The organism is Pseudomonas sp. NY8896, assembly GCF_039634505.1.
Window position 1 is genome coordinate 6,366,942 of record NZ_CP132350.1, and the last position, 14,770, is coordinate 6,381,711.

14 protein-coding genes are annotated in these 14,770 nt (G+C 62.8%); 7 read left to right on the forward strand and 7 right to left on the reverse strand.

The window, feature by feature from the left end:
- Positions 1-38: 38 nt before the first annotated feature.
- From pqqA to Q9451_RS28885, 6 genes are all read left to right on the forward strand, one after another.
- Positions 39-110, forward strand: coding sequence for a pyrroloquinoline quinone precursor peptide PqqA (gene pqqA / locus Q9451_RS28860; RefSeq protein ID WP_003243383.1), 72 nt, complete (start codon positions 39-41; stop codon positions 108-110).
- A 79-nt stretch (positions 111-189) separates the two neighbouring features.
- The gene (pqqB, locus tag Q9451_RS28865; protein WP_012270177.1) at positions 190-1,101 is read left to right on the forward strand and encodes a pyrroloquinoline quinone biosynthesis protein PqqB; all 912 of its coding nucleotides are present in this window, start codon (positions 190-192) and stop codon (positions 1,099-1,101) included.
- Between the two features lie 9 nt (positions 1,102-1,110).
- Entirely contained in the window at positions 1,111-1,866 is a 756-nt protein-coding gene (gene pqqC / locus Q9451_RS28870) for a pyrroloquinoline-quinone synthase PqqC (RefSeq protein WP_012270176.1), read from the forward strand.
- Positions 1,863-2,138 (forward strand): pyrroloquinoline quinone biosynthesis peptide chaperone PqqD, encoded by a 276-nt coding sequence (pqqD, locus tag Q9451_RS28875; RefSeq protein ID WP_012270175.1) that lies wholly within the window; start codon positions 1,863-1,865, stop codon positions 2,136-2,138. Before pqqC ends, pqqD begins: the two co-directional genes overlap by 4 nt.
- The gene (gene pqqE / locus Q9451_RS28880; protein ID WP_012270174.1) at positions 2,110-3,270 is read left to right on the forward strand and encodes a pyrroloquinoline quinone biosynthesis protein PqqE; all 1,161 of its coding nucleotides are present in this window, start codon (positions 2,110-2,112) and stop codon (positions 3,268-3,270) included. The genes pqqD and pqqE overlap by 29 nt, the downstream gene beginning before the upstream one ends.
- The gene (locus Q9451_RS28885) at positions 3,236-5,059 is read left to right on the forward strand and encodes a S9 family peptidase (RefSeq protein WP_060493148.1); all 1,824 of its coding nucleotides are present in this window, start codon (positions 3,236-3,238) and stop codon (positions 5,057-5,059) included. The genes pqqE and Q9451_RS28885 overlap by 35 nt, the downstream gene beginning before the upstream one ends.
- A gap of 33 nt (positions 5,060-5,092) precedes the next feature.
- On the opposite strand, the gene Q9451_RS28890 is transcribed toward Q9451_RS28885, so the two are convergent.
- Both Q9451_RS28890 and Q9451_RS28895 read right to left on the reverse strand, forming a co-directional pair.
- Positions 5,093-5,251, reverse strand: a complete 159-nt coding sequence (locus Q9451_RS28890) for a YqaE/Pmp3 family membrane protein (protein ID WP_003177654.1) — start codon at positions 5,249-5,251, stop codon at positions 5,093-5,095.
- A gap of 151 nt (positions 5,252-5,402) precedes the next feature.
- A complete protein-coding gene (locus Q9451_RS28895; RefSeq protein WP_012270172.1) occupies positions 5,403-6,683 on the reverse strand; it encodes an aminotransferase class III-fold pyridoxal phosphate-dependent enzyme in 1,281 nt (426 codons plus the stop codon).
- Positions 6,684-6,892: 209 nt separating this feature from the next.
- Here Q9451_RS28895 and Q9451_RS28900 point away from each other — a divergent pair, with 209 nt between their 5' ends.
- Positions 6,893-7,816, forward strand: a complete 924-nt coding sequence (locus Q9451_RS28900; RefSeq protein ID WP_012270171.1) for a LysR family transcriptional regulator — start codon at positions 6,893-6,895, stop codon at positions 7,814-7,816.
- A gap of 368 nt (positions 7,817-8,184) precedes the next feature.
- On the opposite strand, the gene Q9451_RS28905 is transcribed toward Q9451_RS28900, so the two are convergent.
- From Q9451_RS28905 to bioD, 5 genes are all read right to left on the reverse strand, one after another.
- Positions 8,185-9,963 (reverse strand): acyl-CoA dehydrogenase C-terminal domain-containing protein, encoded by a 1,779-nt coding sequence (locus tag Q9451_RS28905; RefSeq protein WP_012270170.1) that lies wholly within the window; start codon positions 9,961-9,963, stop codon positions 8,185-8,187.
- 124 nt (positions 9,964-10,087) lie between these two features.
- Positions 10,088-11,371 carry a GGDEF domain-containing protein gene (locus Q9451_RS28910; protein ID WP_012270169.1) on the reverse strand — a complete coding sequence of 428 codons (1,284 nt, stop codon included), beginning with the start codon at positions 11,369-11,371 and terminating at the stop codon, positions 10,088-10,090.
- Positions 11,372-11,554: 183 nt separating this feature from the next.
- On the reverse strand, positions 11,555-13,360 hold the full coding sequence (locus Q9451_RS28915; protein WP_012270168.1) for a phenylacyl-CoA dehydrogenase: 1,806 nt from the start codon (positions 13,358-13,360) through the stop codon (positions 11,555-11,557).
- Between the two features lie 289 nt (positions 13,361-13,649).
- Positions 13,650-13,946: a hypothetical protein gene (locus Q9451_RS28920; RefSeq protein ID WP_012270167.1), complete on the reverse strand. Its 297-nt coding sequence runs from the start codon at positions 13,944-13,946 to the stop codon at positions 13,650-13,652.
- A gap of 142 nt (positions 13,947-14,088) precedes the next feature.
- Positions 14,089-14,769 carry a dethiobiotin synthase gene (gene bioD, locus Q9451_RS28925; RefSeq protein WP_012270166.1) on the reverse strand — a complete coding sequence of 227 codons (681 nt, stop codon included), beginning with the start codon at positions 14,767-14,769 and terminating at the stop codon, positions 14,089-14,091.
- Position 14,770 lies beyond the last annotated feature (1 nt).

Sequence of the window (14,770 nt, forward strand, 5' to 3'; positions counted from 1 at the left end):
GCTGAGCATCCCAACCCTCATCCGGAAGGAGTAATTCCATGTGGACCAAACCTGCATACACTGATCTGCGTATCGGCTTCGAAGTCACCATGTACTTCGCTAACCGCTAAGCCCGGCTTAGGGTTTCACGCCTCGGCCTGCCGGGGCGTTTTCGTTTTTCCGATCCGGTTTTTTGCATAGAGAGTGGCCATGTACATCCAGGTTCTCGGCTCCGCCGCCGGTGGCGGGTTCCCACAGTGGAACTGCAACTGCGTCAACTGCAAGGGCTACCGTGACGGCACCCTGCGCGCCACGGCACGCACCCAGTCGTCCATCGCCCTGTCCGACGACGGCGTGCATTGGGTTCTGTGCAATGCCTCGCCCGACATCCGCGCCCAACTGCAGGCCTTTGCGCCCATGCAACCGGCCCGGGCCCTGCGCGACACCGGCATCAACGCCATCGTCCTGCTGGACAGCCAGATCGACCACACCACTGGCCTGCTCAGCCTGCGCGAAGGTTGCCCGCACCAAGTGTGGTGCACCGACATGGTCCACCAGGACCTGACCACCGGTTTCCCGCTGTTCAACATGCTCAGCCACTGGAACGGTGGCCTGCAGTGGAACCGCATCGAGCTGGAAGGCAGCTTCGTCATCGAGGCCTGTCCCAACCTCAAGTTCACCCCCTTCCCCCTGCGCAGCGCTGCACCGCCGTACTCGCCGCACCGTTTCGACCCGCACCCAGGCGACAACCTGGGCCTGTTGGTCGAGGACACTCGTACCGGCGGCAAGCTGTTCTACGCCCCAGGCCTGGGCCAGGTCGACGGCAAGCTGTTGGCGATGATGCACGACGCCGACTGCCTGCTGGTCGACGGCACCCTGTGGGAGGACGATGAAATGCAGCGCCGTGGTGTCGGCACCCGCACCGGCCGCGAGATGGGCCACCTGGCGCAAAATGGCCCTGGCGGCATGCTCGAAGTGCTGGACGGCTTCTCGCGCCAGCGCAAAGTGCTTATCCACATCAACAACACCAACCCGATTCTCGATGAAGACTCCCCCGAGCGCGCCGAAGTCCTGCGCCGCGGTGTGGAAGTTGCCTTCGACGGCATGAGCATCGAGTTGTAAGGAGGCCCGATGAGCGACGCACTGCCCATGTCCCCTGCCGAATTCGAGCAGGCTCTGCGCGCCAAAGGCGCCTATTACCACATCCATCACCCGTACCATGTGGCGATGTACCAAGGCCGCGCCACCCGCGAGCAGATCCAGGGCTGGGTGGCCAACCGTTTCTACTACCAGGTCAACATCCCGATGAAGGATGCCGCGATCCTGGCCAACTGCCCGGACCGCGAAGTGCGCCGAGAGTGGATCCAGCGCCTGCTCGACCACGACGGCGCACCCGGCGAGGACGGTGGCATCGAAGCCTGGCTGCGCCTGGGCCAGGCCGTCGGCCTCGACCCCGACCAGCTGCGCTCCCAGGAGCTGGTACTGCCCGGCGTACGCTTTGCCGTGGACGCCTACGTCAACTTCGCCCGCCGCGCCAGCTGGCAGGAAGCCGCCAGCAGCTCGCTGACCGAACTGTTTGCCCCACAAATCCACCAGTCGCGGCTGGACAGTTGGCCACAGCACTACCCGTGGATCGACCCGGCCGGCTACGAGTACTTCCGCACCCGCCTTGGCCAGGCCCGGCGCGACGTGGAGCACGGCCTGGCGATTACCCTGCAGCACTACACCACCCGCGCGGGCCAGGAGCGTATGCTGGAGATCCTGCAGTTCAAGCTGGATATCCTCTGGAGCATGCTCGACGCCATGAGCATGGCCTACGAGCTGAACCGCCCGCCTTATCACTCCGTCACCCAGGACCGGGTGTGGCACAAGGGGATCACCCTATGAGTCTTGATCGCAATCAAGTGCCGAACTGGCGCCCCGGCTACCGCTTCCAGTACGAGCCGGCGCAAAAGGGCCATGTGTTGCTGTACCCCGAGGGCATGATCAAGCTCAACGAAAGCGCCAGCCTGATCGGTGGCCTGATCGACGGCCAGCGTGACGTGGCAGCGATCATCAGCGAACTCGAACAGCAATTCCCCGATGTCCCGGAAGTGGCCGATGACATCGAGCAATTCATGGAGGTGGCCCGTGCCGAACACTGGATCGTCCTCGCCTGAGTTGCCGCCTACGCCTGCGGTCGGCCTGCCGCTGTGGCTGCTGGCCGAGCTCACCTACCGCTGCCCGCTGCAGTGCCCGTACTGTTCCAACCCGCTGGACTTCGCCGCCCAGGGCCAAGAGCTGAGCACCGAACAGTGGTTCAAGGTGATGGCTGAAGCACGGGAAATGGGCGCCGCGCAAATCGGCTTCTCTGGCGGTGAACCGCTGGTGCGCCAGGACCTTGCCGAGCTGATTGGCGAGGCTCGCAGGCTGGGTTACTACACCAACCTGATCACCTCGGGCATTGGCCTGACCGAGGCGCGCATCGCCGACTTCAAGAAGGCCGGCCTGGACCATATCCAGATCAGCTTCCAGGCCAGCGACGAGCAGGTGAACAACCTGCTGGCTGGCTCGAAGAAGGCCTTTGCACAAAAGCTGGAAATGGCCCGCGCGGTGAAAGCCCACGGCTACCCGATGGTGCTCAACTTCGTCACCCATCGGCACAACATCGACAAGATCGACCGCATCATCGAGCTGTGCATTGCCCTGGAGGCCGACTTCGTCGAGCTTGCCACCTGCCAGTTCTACGGCTGGGCGCACCTCAACCGCCTGGGCCTGCTACCGACTCGCGCGCAGCTCGAGCGGGCAGAACGCATCACCAACGAATACCGGGACAAACTCAAGGCCGAGGGCAACCCGTGCAAGCTGATCTTCGTTACCCCAGACTACTACGAAGAACGCCCCAAGGCCTGCATGAATGGTTGGGGCAACCTGTTCCTCACCATCACCCCGGACGGCACCGCCCTGCCCTGCCACGGCGCGCGCCAGCTGCCGGTGCAATTCCCCAATGTGCGCGAGCATGACTTGCACCATATCTGGTACGAGTCGTTCGGCTTCAATCGCTTCCGTGGTTATGAGTGGATGCGCGAACCGTGCCGCTCCTGCGACGAGAAAGAAAAGGACTTCGGCGGCTGTCGCTGCCAGGCCTTCATGCTGACCGGCGATGCCAGCAACGCCGACCCGGTATGCGCCAAGTCGGCCGACCACGGCATCATCCTCAAGGCCCGCGAGGAGGCAGAAACCGCCCAGCTCGCCATTGAACAGATGACCTTCCGCAATGATCGAAACTCACGTGTCATCGCCCGCGGCTGAATTCAGCGCGGCCCAGGCGGTGGCCGCCGGCACCGACTTCGCCGAACTCAAAGTCAGTGCCGACGGGCTGTTCTGGATCGAATTTCGCCCGGCCGATGGTGCTTGCCGTATCTGGCACTGGCTGCACTACCAGGCCCGCTGCCTGACGCCAGATGGTTTCAGCGTGCGCAGCCGGGCCTACGAGTATGGCGGTGGCAGCTTCTGCCTGGGTGGCGACGGGTTGGTGTTCGTCAACGAAAAGGACCAGCAGGTCTACACCCAACCGCTGGACGATTTGCTACCGCGTGCTCTGACCCGCGATGCCAGCTGCCGCTATGGCGATGTGCAGTGGCACGACAGCCAGGTGCTGGCCGTCGAGGAGCGCCATGCCGAGCAGGTGGAGCATCGCCTCGTCGCTTTGGGCGAAAGCCGCCGTGAGGTACTCGCCGAGGGTGCCGATTTCTACGCCGCACCCACCGTGAGTGCCGATGGCCAACGCCTGGCGTGGATCGAATGGGACCGCCCTGCACAGCCCTGGACCGTGACCCGCCTGATGAGCCGCACACGGGATGCCAGCGGCCACTGGGGGCCGCCGCAGTGTGTAGCCGCCGCTGACGAATCGCTGCAACAACCACGCTTCGATGCCGAAGGCCGGCTCTACTGCCTATCCGACCGCAACGGCTTCTGGCAGCCCTGGGGAGAGGTCGAGGGTCACTGGCAAGCCTTGCCCGCCAAGTCGGCGGACCATGCAGCAGCGCCTTGGCAGTTGGGCACCTGCACCTGGCTGCCACTGGGGCCGCAAAGCTACCTGGCCAGCTGGTTCCAGGATGGCTTCGGGCAATTGGGGCTGCGTGGCGAAGATGGCCGCATGGCGCGGTTTGCCAGTGCTTATACTCGTTTTCGCAACCTGGCCATGGATGCCGAACACCTCTATGCCATTGCCGCCTCGCCTATCAGCCCGCCGGCAGTGATTGCCATCGACCGCGGCAACCACGAGGTCCGTGTGCTGGCCGGTGGTGCCGAGGTGCTACCGGCAGGGCGCATCAGCCTGCCGCAGCCCATCCACTATGGCAGTGACGGCGAGCAGGCCCATGGCTTCTTCTACCCGCCAGTGCAGTCGCAAGGCGCCGCACCGCTGGTGGTGTTCGTCCATGGTGGGCCGACTTCGGCCTGTTACCCCGTGCTCGACCCACGCATCCAGTACTGGACCCAGCGCGGCTTTGCCGTGGCCGACCTGAACTACCGGGGCAGCACCGGCTATGGCCGGGAGTACCGCCAGGCACTGCACCTGCGCTGGGGCGAAAGCGATGTGGCCGATGCCTGCGCAGCGGTCGAATACCTGGCGGCTCAGGGCTGGGTCGACAAACACAAGGCGTTCATCCGCGGCGGCAGCGCCGGTGGCTATACCACCTTGTGCGCCCTGGCATTCCATGATGTGTTCCGTGCCGGCGCCAGCCTGTACGGGGTCAGCGACCCGGTGGCCCTGGGCCGTGCCACCCACAAGTTCGAGGGCGACTACCTGGACTGGCTGATCGGCGACCCGCAGCAGGACGCCGAGCGTTATCGCCAGCGCACGCCTTTGCTGCATGCAGGGCAGATCAAGGTGCCGGTGATTTTCTTCCAGGGCGAGCTGGATGCGGTGGTGGTGCCGGAACAGACCCGCGCGATGCTGGCGGCGCTGCAGGCTAACGGGATCGAGGCTGAGGGGCACTTCTATGCCGGAGAGCGGCATGGGTTCCGCAAAGCGGAGAACCTGGCGCATGCATTGGAAGAAGAGTGGAAATTCTATTGCCGGGTGTTGAAGCACTGAGAGTTTGGGGCCGCTTTGCGGCCCCGGAAAACCTCATCGCTTGGCGATGATATAGACCGCGTGCACGATCCCCGGAATGTAACCCAGCAACGTCAGCAGGATATTCAGCCAGAATGCTCCGCCGAACCCCACCTGCAGAAACACACCCAGCGGTGGCAGAAGGATTGCGATAATGATGCGGATAAAGTCCATGCGAGTCTCTCCTGAAGGGTTACATCAAAGACTAGCCGCGCGCCACAGAGGTTCCACAGGCAAAAAAAACGCCCCGGGCCGAATGAAACAGGCCAGGGGCGATGCGCAGGAACGCCAGACGGTTCGTAGAATTCTCGGTCTTGCTAAACAGCTACGCCGGCATCTCGCGGCGGGCCTGCTGCTGGGCATGCAGGCGGGCAAAGGCGCGGGCCAGGCGCAACAGCATTTCATCGATGTTGCCCTTGCTCACAGTCAGCGCTGGCGAAAAACGCACTACATCCGCTTGCGGTGCGTTCAGCAGCAGGCCTTCGTACAGGGCGGCCGCCACCAGTTCGCGGGCCAGGTTTTCTTTCAGTTGCAAGGCCCACAGCAGGCCTTGCCCGCGTACTTCGCCCTGGCCATAACGCCCAGCCAGGCGGCTTAAGCCTTCACGCAGGTGGCGGCCGTTGTCCTGCACCTGAGCGAAGAAGCCAGGCTCCAGCACGGTGCCCAGCACAGCCAGGCCGGCGGCGCACATCAGCGCATTGCCGTGGTGGCTGCCTTCCAGTTCACCAGGCTCGGCGCAGCACGCCGTGCCCCGGGCCAGCAAGGCGGCCAGCGGCACGCCACCGCCCAGGCCCTTGCCCAGGGTGATGATGTCGGCGCGCACGCCATAGGTCTCTTCTGCCAGCAGCGCACCACAGCGGCCAATACCGGTCTGCACCTCATCGAGGATCAGCAGGATGCCCAGTTCGCGGCAGAGCGTTTCCACGCCCTTGAGGTATTCCTGGGTAGCCGGAATAACGCCCGCCTCGCCCTGGATCGGCTCCAGCATGATTGCCACGGTGCGCGAGTCCACCGCCGCGTGCAGCGCCGCCAAGTCATTGAACGGCACCTTGCTGAAACCGGGCAGGCCCGGTTCGCAGCGATTGCACGGCAGCGGGTCGGATGCTGACAGCGCACCCAGGCTGCGGCCATGGCAGGCCTGGCTGGCGGTGATGATGTGATAGGCACCGTTGCGGTGCAGCTGGCCCCACTTGCGCGCCAGCTTGATCGCACCTTCGCAGGCCTCGGCACCGCTGTTGAGCAGGTAGGCCTGGTCACTGCCGGTGCTTTGGCACAGGCGATTGACCAGGTCCAAAAGGCCGCGGCTGTGGAAACCCGAGCCTGGGTTGATCAGCGCCTGGGCCTGGTTACCCAATGCCTTTACCAGCACACTGGGGCTATGGCCCAGGCTGTTGACCGCGCCGCCTTGGGTGAAGTCCAGGTAGGCGTGCCCTTCGTTGTCCCACAACCAGGAGCCCTGGCCACGCACGAATACCTGCGCCGCACGCTCGGCACTGGGCATCAGGCGATCACGCGACAGCTCGGAAGCTTGCGGCACGATCACCGGCGCACGCTTAGGCTCGGCGACGGCGGCAGGGGCCGAGCGGCGCAGGTTGAACAGGTTCATCAGGGCTCCAACCAATCACGGTAAAGGGCGGCACGGTGCGGTCTTGTCGCCGACACTCGATATTTTGCCTTGCCTATCAAAAGTGTTTTTCATCCGGGGTAACAATCGACCTATTCATCGCTGTAACCCTTTGGAATACGGCGATAGACTAGGCTTCACAAGGGTTTTCGACCATTTCGTTTTTCCAGCATTTTCGATAAGCGTTACTTATGGATTTCCGCCAACTGCGTTATTTCGTCGCGGTGTATGAAGAAGGCCACGTGGGCCGTGCCGCCGAACGCCTGTCGCTGTCCCAGCCTGCGCTTTCCCAACAGATCCGTCAGCTGGAGCACAGCCTCGACCTGAGCCTGTTCGAGCGCAGCAACAAGCGCCTGCTACCGACCCTGGCCGCCCACACCCTGTACAACCATGCCTTGCCGTTGCTCGACGGCCTGCAGCGTGCTCACGAGGCCATGCGCAATTTCAAAGGCCAGTCGCTGCGTACCTTGGCCATCGGTGTGCTGCAAACCGTGCGCCCCAGCCTGGTACCGCAGCTGCTTGAACGGCTGCGCAAGGCTCAGCCTCATCTGGTGGTGCAGATTTACGAATTGTCAGGGCTGGAGATCGAGCGGCGCTTGCTCAACGGCAGCCTGGACATCGGTATCAGCTACCTGCCGCCGCGCCAGCCAGGGCTGCATGGCCTGCTGCTGTACGAAGATGAGTTGCAACTGGTGATCCCCGATACCCACCCATTGAAGGACTTCAAGAAGGTGTCCATCCGCCAGGCCGCCGAGCTGCCCATGCTGATGTTGGGCGAGGAGTTCCAGATCCGACAGATCTGGCAGGCGCAGCTGGCCAGTCAGGGCCGACGGCCGCAGGTACAGGCCGAGATGAACAACATGGCGGGGATTCTCGACAGCCTGGCGCACACGGCGCTGGCCACTATTCTGCCGGGGCGGGCCAAGGAGGCCGCCGAAGATGACCAGGGGCTGCTGTGGAAGCCGTTGAGCGAGCCGCGCGTGCCGCTGAAGGTTGGCCTGGTGTTCCGCGATGCCCAGCGCCAGCAGGCCTCTGTGGAGTTGTTGCGCACGCTGCTGGAGGAAGAGACCGATGCCCGCCTTTTGGGGGCGTCACCGCTGGATGTGCTGGCCTGAAAAAACGCGCACAAAGAAAACCCCGCCGAAGCGGGGTTTTCCAGACTGTTTCCCTGTGACATCCGTATCGCCCCGCCATCCTGGCAGGTGGTCCTTCGTCGTCTTCCTTGATCTGTCCTTTGCGCTTCCTGCGCAACGTCCATGTGGTAAAGATTAACCGTGGATCCAATCTGAGACCAGTGGTGAAAAGTCACCACGTCGTGTAGGAAAAAGCTTACAAAGAGAGCCTATTCCCAGATACACCGGGAATTGGGGCTGCTGCGCAGCCCATCGCGACACAAGGCCGCTCCTACAAGGACCGCGTAAGCCTTGCGCCCTGTAGGAGCGGACTTGCGTCGCGATGGGCCGCAAAGCGGCCCCAAGATCTGTCAGAACTGCTCAGCATCCAGCAGGTACAGCGACTCACTCCCCGCCTTCACCGAAGCCACCAGCGAATCCACCCGTGGCAGCAAGCGCGCAAAGTAGAACCGCGCCGTCCCCAGCTTGCCCGAGTAGAACGCCTCATCGCCCTCACCCGCCTTGGCCGCCCGCGCCATCAGTGCCCACATGTAGCCATACGCGACATAGCCAAAAGCATGCAGGTACTCGACCGAAGCCGCGCCAATTTCATTCGGGTTACCTTTGGCCTGTTCCAGCACCCATTCGGTCAACCCGTCGAGCTGGTCGAGGCAGACCGCCAAAGGCTTGGCAAATTCGTCTAGTGCGCCATCTGCGCTGGCAATGAACTGGCGAATCTCGTCGGAGAACAAGCGGTAGTACGCCCCACCGCTGGCCACCACCTTGCGCCCCATCAGGTCCAACGCCTGGATACCGTTGGTGCCTTCGTAGATCTGCGTAATACGCACATCACGCACCAGCTGCTCCTGGCCCCACTCACGGATATAGCCATGCCCGCCGAATACCTGCTGGCCGTGCACCGCGCACTCCAGGCCCAGGTCGGTGAGGAACGCCTTGGCCACCGGCGTCAGCAGTGCCACCAGCTCTTCGCTGCGTTTGCGTACGTTGGCGTCTTCGCTGTACTTGGCACTGTCCAGCTGCATGGCCACGTAGGTGGAGAAGGCGCGGCCACCCTCGATCAGCGCCTTCATGGTCAACAGCATGCGGCGCACGTCTGGATGGACAATGATCGGGTCGGCGGCCTTGTCCTTGGCTTGCGGGCCGGTCGGGGCGCGGCTCTGCAGGCGGTCGCGGGCGTACTCCACGGCGTTCTGGTAGGAGCGTTCGGCCGAGGCCAGGCCCTGGATGCCAACACCCAGGCGCTCGTAGTTCATCATGGTGAACATGGCCGCCAGGCCCTTGTTCGGCTCACCGACGATGTAGCCGACCGCCTCGTCGAAGTTCATCACGCAGGTAGCCGAGGCCTGGATGCCCATCTTGTGCTCGATCGAACCGCAGGTGGCCGGGTTGCGCGCGCCGAGGCTGCCGTCCTCATTGACCAGGAACTTCGGCACCAGGAACAGCGAAATGCCTTTTGGCCCCGCCGGTGCATCTGGCAGCTTGGCCAACACCAGGTGGATGATGTTCTCGGTCAGGTCGTGCTCGCCACCGGTGATGAAGATCTTGGTGCCGCTGACCTTGTAGCTGCCATCAGCCTGGGGCTCGGCCTTGGTGCGGATGATGCCCAGGTCGGTACCGGCATGTGGCTCGGTCAGGCACATGGAACCTGCCCACACACCGGCGTACATGTTCGGCAGGTATTTTTCCTTCAAGGCTTCGCTGGCGTGGGCGTTGATCGACAGGCAGGCGCCAGCGGTCAGCATCGGGTACAGGCCGAAGGCCAGGCTGGAAGCGTTGACCATTTCCTCGACCTGCGCCGAGATGGCCTTGGGCATGCCCATGCCACCGAACAGCGGGTCGCCGCCCACGCCCACCCAGCCGCCTTCGGCATAGGTGTTGTAGGCCTCGATGAAGCCAGCTGGGGTGCGCACTGCACCATTGTCCCAGTGGCAGCCCTCTTCATCGGCGGCGCGGCTAAGCGGCGCGATGGTTTTGGCGGTGACTTTGCCGGCTTCTTCCAGCACGGCCATGGCCGTGTCGGCGTCGACAACCTCGGCCAGCGCGGGCAATTGCGCCCACTGCTCGGCCACGTTGAAGACTTCATTCAGTACGAAGCGCATGTCGCGCAGGGGCGCTTTATAGTCAGCCATGACAACCTCTCGCTAGTCGGGTCGGGGCGGTCTCGGGGAACCGCGACACTGGGGTTACTGGCAGTGTAACCGAACAACTTTTACGAGACATAGGGTCATCACTCGACCATACAGTCTTATTCGGTCACGCCGTCCGCACGGCCCCACGCTGCGATTGTTGCCCATGCACCATGACACAATTGCGCCCCGCACCTTTGGCGCTGTATAGCGCCTGGTCGGCGGATTTGAGCACCGCCTCGGGGTTGCGATGATCGGCATGGCGCTCGGCCACGCCAATACTGATGGTGACCGAGACCGTGCCGCCGCCACTGCCAGCGCGGCGCTGACGCCCGGCCGTATCGTCCTGCGGGCGGTTATGCTGGTCGCGCAGATGCATCACGTAGTTGGCGATGACTTCACGCACGGCTTCCACATGCGGTACGCATTCTTCGGCGGTCTTGCCAGCGAAGACCAGGGCGAACTCCTCGCCACCATAACGGTAGGCGCGACCACCGCCGGTGACCTTGGACAAGCGGCTGGCGACCAGGCGCAGCACCTGGTCGCCCACATCGTGGCCGTGGGTGTCGTTGAATTTCTTGAAGTGGTCGACATCGGTCATGGCGATCACATAGTTGCGCCCCAGGCGCTGCATGCGTTCGTTCAGCGCACGACGCCCCGGCAGGCCGGTCAGCTCATCGCGAAAAGCCATCTGATAAGCCTCGTGCGCCACGGCTGCGGCGATCATCAGCATCACCTGGCTGCACATGATGTTCAGGGTAAACGGCAGGATGAAGGTTTGCGGCAGCATCCAGAAAATGCCCAGCAGGCCCGTTATCAACGCGGCGTGCAGCGGCCGCGGTGCGCGCAGGTATTGCACCACCAGCAGGATGAACACGCCGATGAACAAGGGGTATACCATCTGAATCAGGCTCATCCACTGGCCATGCAAGGCCGGCCAGCGAATTTCAGCCAACCAGGTCAGCAACGCCTCGGGGTAACTTTGCTCCAGGGCTACTGCCACGCTGCCCACGGCAAACAGCACGGCACCGCGGGCCACCAGGTCCTGCAGCAGGTGAGTGCGTTCCTGCCAGGCGCCATACAGCCCGAACAGCGCCGGCAGCAGCAGGCACACCAGGTGGAAGATTACCGCTGCGTCCTCGCGCACGCGGCCATGGTCACGGTAGAAGTCGGTCTGGGTGTCGAGCAGGAAGTAGGCGATGTACACCGTAAGCATCATGAACAGCTCACGCTGGCGGCGGTACACCGCGCAGTAGGCGCCGCCCAGCAGCAGAACCAAGGTAGGCAAGACATTGAACAGCGATGTGAAAAAGACGCTGAGGTCTCTCACATAGGCTGCGGCGAGCCCTGCCAGCAACAGGAACAGCGAAGGCAGGAAGTGGCTTGCGCGAACAGCGTTAAGACGAAACAAGGGTAATCTCCAACCCGGCAGATCAATAATGGCATTGTGCCCCTACTTCATCGGCAGTGCACATGAACAGTTGAATTCAGTTCAGACACAAGGCCACGCCTACACAGGATTCGCAGTAGCACCCCAAAAGCAAAAAACCCGCCTGCCGGTGAAGGCAGGCGGGTTTTTGGTACAGCCGATGGATCAGTACGACAAGCCGAAGTGCTCTTCGTCCATTGCCATCAGGTTGTTGGCACCCGACAGCATGGTCGCCACATGGGTACGGGTACGCGGCAGGATGCGCTGGAAGTAGAAGCGCGCAGTCTGCAGCTTGGCCGTGTAGAACGCCTCTTCGCTGGTGCCTGCAGCCAGTTTCTCAGCCGCCAGGCGGGCGATGTCGGCCCAGAAGTAGGCCAGGCAGGCGTAGCCGGAATACATCAGGTAATCGACCGAGGCCGCACCGACTTCTTCGCGGTCCTTCATGGCGGCCATGCCCACTTTCATGGTCAGCTCGCCCCACTCCTTGTTGATGGCCGCCAGCGGTTCGACAAACTCTTTGACCGCTTCGTTGCCTTCCTGCGCCTGGCAGAACTTGTGCACGATCTTGGTGAAACCCTTCAGTGCTTCACCCTGGGTCATCAGCACTTTACGGCCCAGCAGGTCGAGGGCCTGAATACCGGTGGTGCCTTCGTACAACATGGAGATACGGCTGTCGCGCACGTTCTGCTCCATGCCCCACTCGGCGATGAAGCCGTGGCCGCCGTAGATCTGCACGCCGTGGTTGGCGGCTTCGAAGCCGACTTCGGTCATGAACGCCTTGGCGATCGGGGTCAGGAACGCCAGCAGGGCATCGGCCTTCTTGCGCTCTTCTTCGTCCTGGCTGTACTTGACGATGTCCACCTGCTTGGCAGTGAAGTACACCATGGCGCGGTTGCCTTCGGCGAAGGCCTTCATGGTCAGCAGCATGCGGCGCACGTCCGGGTGGACGATGATCGGGTCGGCAGCCTTGTCCGGTGCTTTCGGGCCGGTCAGGGAGCGCATCTGCAGGCGCTCGCGGGCGTACTTCAGGCCACCCTGGAACGCCACTTCGGCGTGGGCCAGGCCTTGCAGCGCGGTACCCAGGCGAGCCGTGTTCATGAAGGTGAACATGCAGTTCAGGCCTTTGTTGGCCGGGCCGATCAGGTAGCCCGTGGCAGCATCGAAGTTCATCACGCAGGTAGCGTTACCGTGGATGCCCATTTTGTGTTCGATGGAGCCGCAGCTCACGCCGTTGCGCTCACCCACGCCGCCTTCGGCGTTAGGCAGGAACTTCGGCACGATGAACAGCGAAATGCCTTTGGTGCCAGCCGGTGCGTCCGGCAGGCGGGCCAGGACGATATGGACGATGTTGTCGGCCATGTCGTGTTCACCGGCCGAAATGAAGATCTTGGTGCCCGACACTTTGTAGCTGCCGTCGGCCTGTGGTTCGGCCTTGGTGCGCAGCATGCCCAGGTCGGTACCGCAGTGGGGTTCGGTCAGGCACATGGTGCCGGTCCACTCACCGGACACCAGCTTGGTCAGGTAGGTCTCTTGCTGCTCATGGGTGCCATGCGCAGAAATGGTGTTCATCGCGCCATGCGAAAGGCCTGGGTACATGCCCCACGACCAGTTCGAACCACCGACCATTTCGCTCAGGGCCAGGCCCAGCGATTCCGGCAGGCCCTGGCCGCCATGTTCTACGTCATGCGCCAGGCTCGGCCAGCCGCCTTCGACGAACTGCTCGTAGGCCGCTTTGAAGCCGGTCGGGGTTTTAACGCCCGATTCGCTCCAGGTACAGCCTTCCTGGTCACCCACACGGTTCAGCGGCGACAGCACTTGTTCACAGAACTTCGCACCTTCTTCGAGGATCGCGTCGACCATGTCGGGCGTGGCGTCCTGGCAGCCCGGCAGGCTCTGATAGTGCGCCTCATAGCCAAGCAGCTCGTCGCGAACGAAGCGGATATCACGCAAGGGGGCTTTGTAATCAGGCATTGCGATGAACCTCTGGGTCAGTTCTGTGGGGGTGACCAGCTCTTGGCGGCCGTCTATCAAACAGTTGTTTGAAACTTACGTTTAGCACCGCGTTCTGTCAAGGTTGGACTATGGTGCCATTTACGCCGCGAAAAATGGCAAATATGCCATCGCATGACAAAAACCCCTGTGGGAGCGGGTTTACCCGCGAATAGGCCCGCCCAGAAAACAGAGGTATCTGGTCAAACGCATTCGTGGGCAAACTCGCTCCCACAGGGGTGGGTCGCGATGCAGGGGAAACGCCGAGAATTCAGGCGTAGGTGTCGATGATCCGGCCGAGCATTTCGTCGGATGCCTTGACCACTTTTGCGCCAAGTTCGACTTCGGTTTTGCCCACTGCCTGTTGCACGATGCTGGTGGCCATGTCCATCTGCTGGCTGCGGTCGACCGCGCGCAGGCGTTCGGCCTGAAAATCGCTGGACTGGCTGGTGGCGGTACGTTCGGCGGTGGTGTTGGCGATCTGGGCGGCGGCCTGATCAACGCGGCTCTGGCCGGCCTGGATTGCGCTCAGGCCCGCGTAATAAGCGGAGCTACCGGTGATTTCCATGTCAGGACTCCATTGACGCTGGATGACGAACAGCCCCAATTAAAGCAGGCCAGGCGTGAAAAGGCCCGTTTAAATCCCTAATGGCCTGGTGCCAGTCGATAGGCCTGGGGTATTCCCGCAAAAGAACCAGGCCTGGAAACGGCTAATCCAGCAGGTCCAACTGCAAATGCTCAGCCACCATATCGGCGCTGGCCTGCTTCAACTTGGGCACCCGCCCCAGGCAAGGCGCCGGCAAGCGTTCAGCCAGACTGGCCAGGTTTTCTTCCAGCCGTGAAGTACGCGGCTCGATGATGTTTGCCACCCAACCCGCCAGCTGCAACCCGTCACGTTCTATGGCCTCGGCGCTGAGCAAGGCATGGCTGATGCAACCCAAGCGCACGCCTACCACCAGAATCACCGGCAACTGCAGGGCAATGGCAAGGTCGGACAGGTTCTCCAGGCCCGACAGCGGCACGCGCCAGCCACCGGCCCCTTCCACCAAGGTGAAATCGGCATGCTGTTGCAGCACATTACGCATAGCCGCCAACAGCTCTGGCACCGCCAGCGTCACCCCCGCCTCGCGCGCGGCCACATGTGGGGCAATTGCAGGCTCGAAGGCAAACGGGTTGACCTGCTCGTAGGGCAACTTGATCGTGCTTTCGTCGATCAGCGCCTGGGCATCGCTATTGCGCAAGCCTTTGGGCGTCATCGTGCAGCCAGAGGCCACCGGCTTGGCGCCCAACGTGCTCATGCCCTGCAAGCGCGCCGCATGCAACAGCCCGGCGGCGATGGTGGTCTTGCCGACATCGGTGTCGGTGCCGGCAATGAAATAGGCCTGGCTCATC

What these genes read in the sequence shown, in the direction of transcription:
- pqqB (WP_012270177.1), top strand. Translation starts at nt 190, where the DNA reads ATGTACATCCAGGTTCTCGGCTCCGCCGCCGGTGGCGGGTTCCCACAG.
- pqqC (WP_012270176.1), top strand. Translation starts at nt 1,111, where the DNA reads ATGAGCGACGCACTGCCCATGTCCCCTGCCGAATTCGAGCAGGCTCTG.
- pqqD (WP_012270175.1), top strand. Translation starts at nt 1,863, where the DNA reads ATGAGTCTTGATCGCAATCAAGTGCCGAACTGGCGCCCCGGCTACCGC.
- Q9451_RS28885 (WP_060493148.1), top strand. Translation starts at nt 3,236, where the DNA reads ATGATCGAAACTCACGTGTCATCGCCCGCGGCTGAATTCAGCGCGGCC.
- Q9451_RS28890 (WP_003177654.1), bottom strand. Translation starts at nt 5,251, where the DNA reads ATGGACTTTATCCGCATCATTATCGCAATCCTTCTGCCACCGCTGGGT.
- Q9451_RS28895 (WP_012270172.1), bottom strand. Translation starts at nt 6,683, where the DNA reads ATGAACCTGTTCAACCTGCGCCGCTCGGCCCCTGCCGCCGTCGCCGAG.
- Q9451_RS28900 (WP_012270171.1), top strand. Translation starts at nt 6,893, where the DNA reads ATGGATTTCCGCCAACTGCGTTATTTCGTCGCGGTGTATGAAGAAGGC.
- Q9451_RS28905 (WP_012270170.1), bottom strand. Translation starts at nt 9,963, where the DNA reads ATGGCTGACTATAAAGCGCCCCTGCGCGACATGCGCTTCGTACTGAAT.
- Q9451_RS28915 (WP_012270168.1), bottom strand. Translation starts at nt 13,360, where the DNA reads ATGCCTGATTACAAAGCCCCCTTGCGTGATATCCGCTTCGTTCGCGAC.
- Q9451_RS28920 (WP_012270167.1), bottom strand. Translation starts at nt 13,946, where the DNA reads ATGGAAATCACCGGTAGCTCCGCTTATTACGCGGGCCTGAGCGCAATC.
- bioD (WP_012270166.1), bottom strand. Translation starts at nt 14,769, where the DNA reads ATGAGCCAGGCCTATTTCATTGCCGGCACCGACACCGATGTCGGCAAG.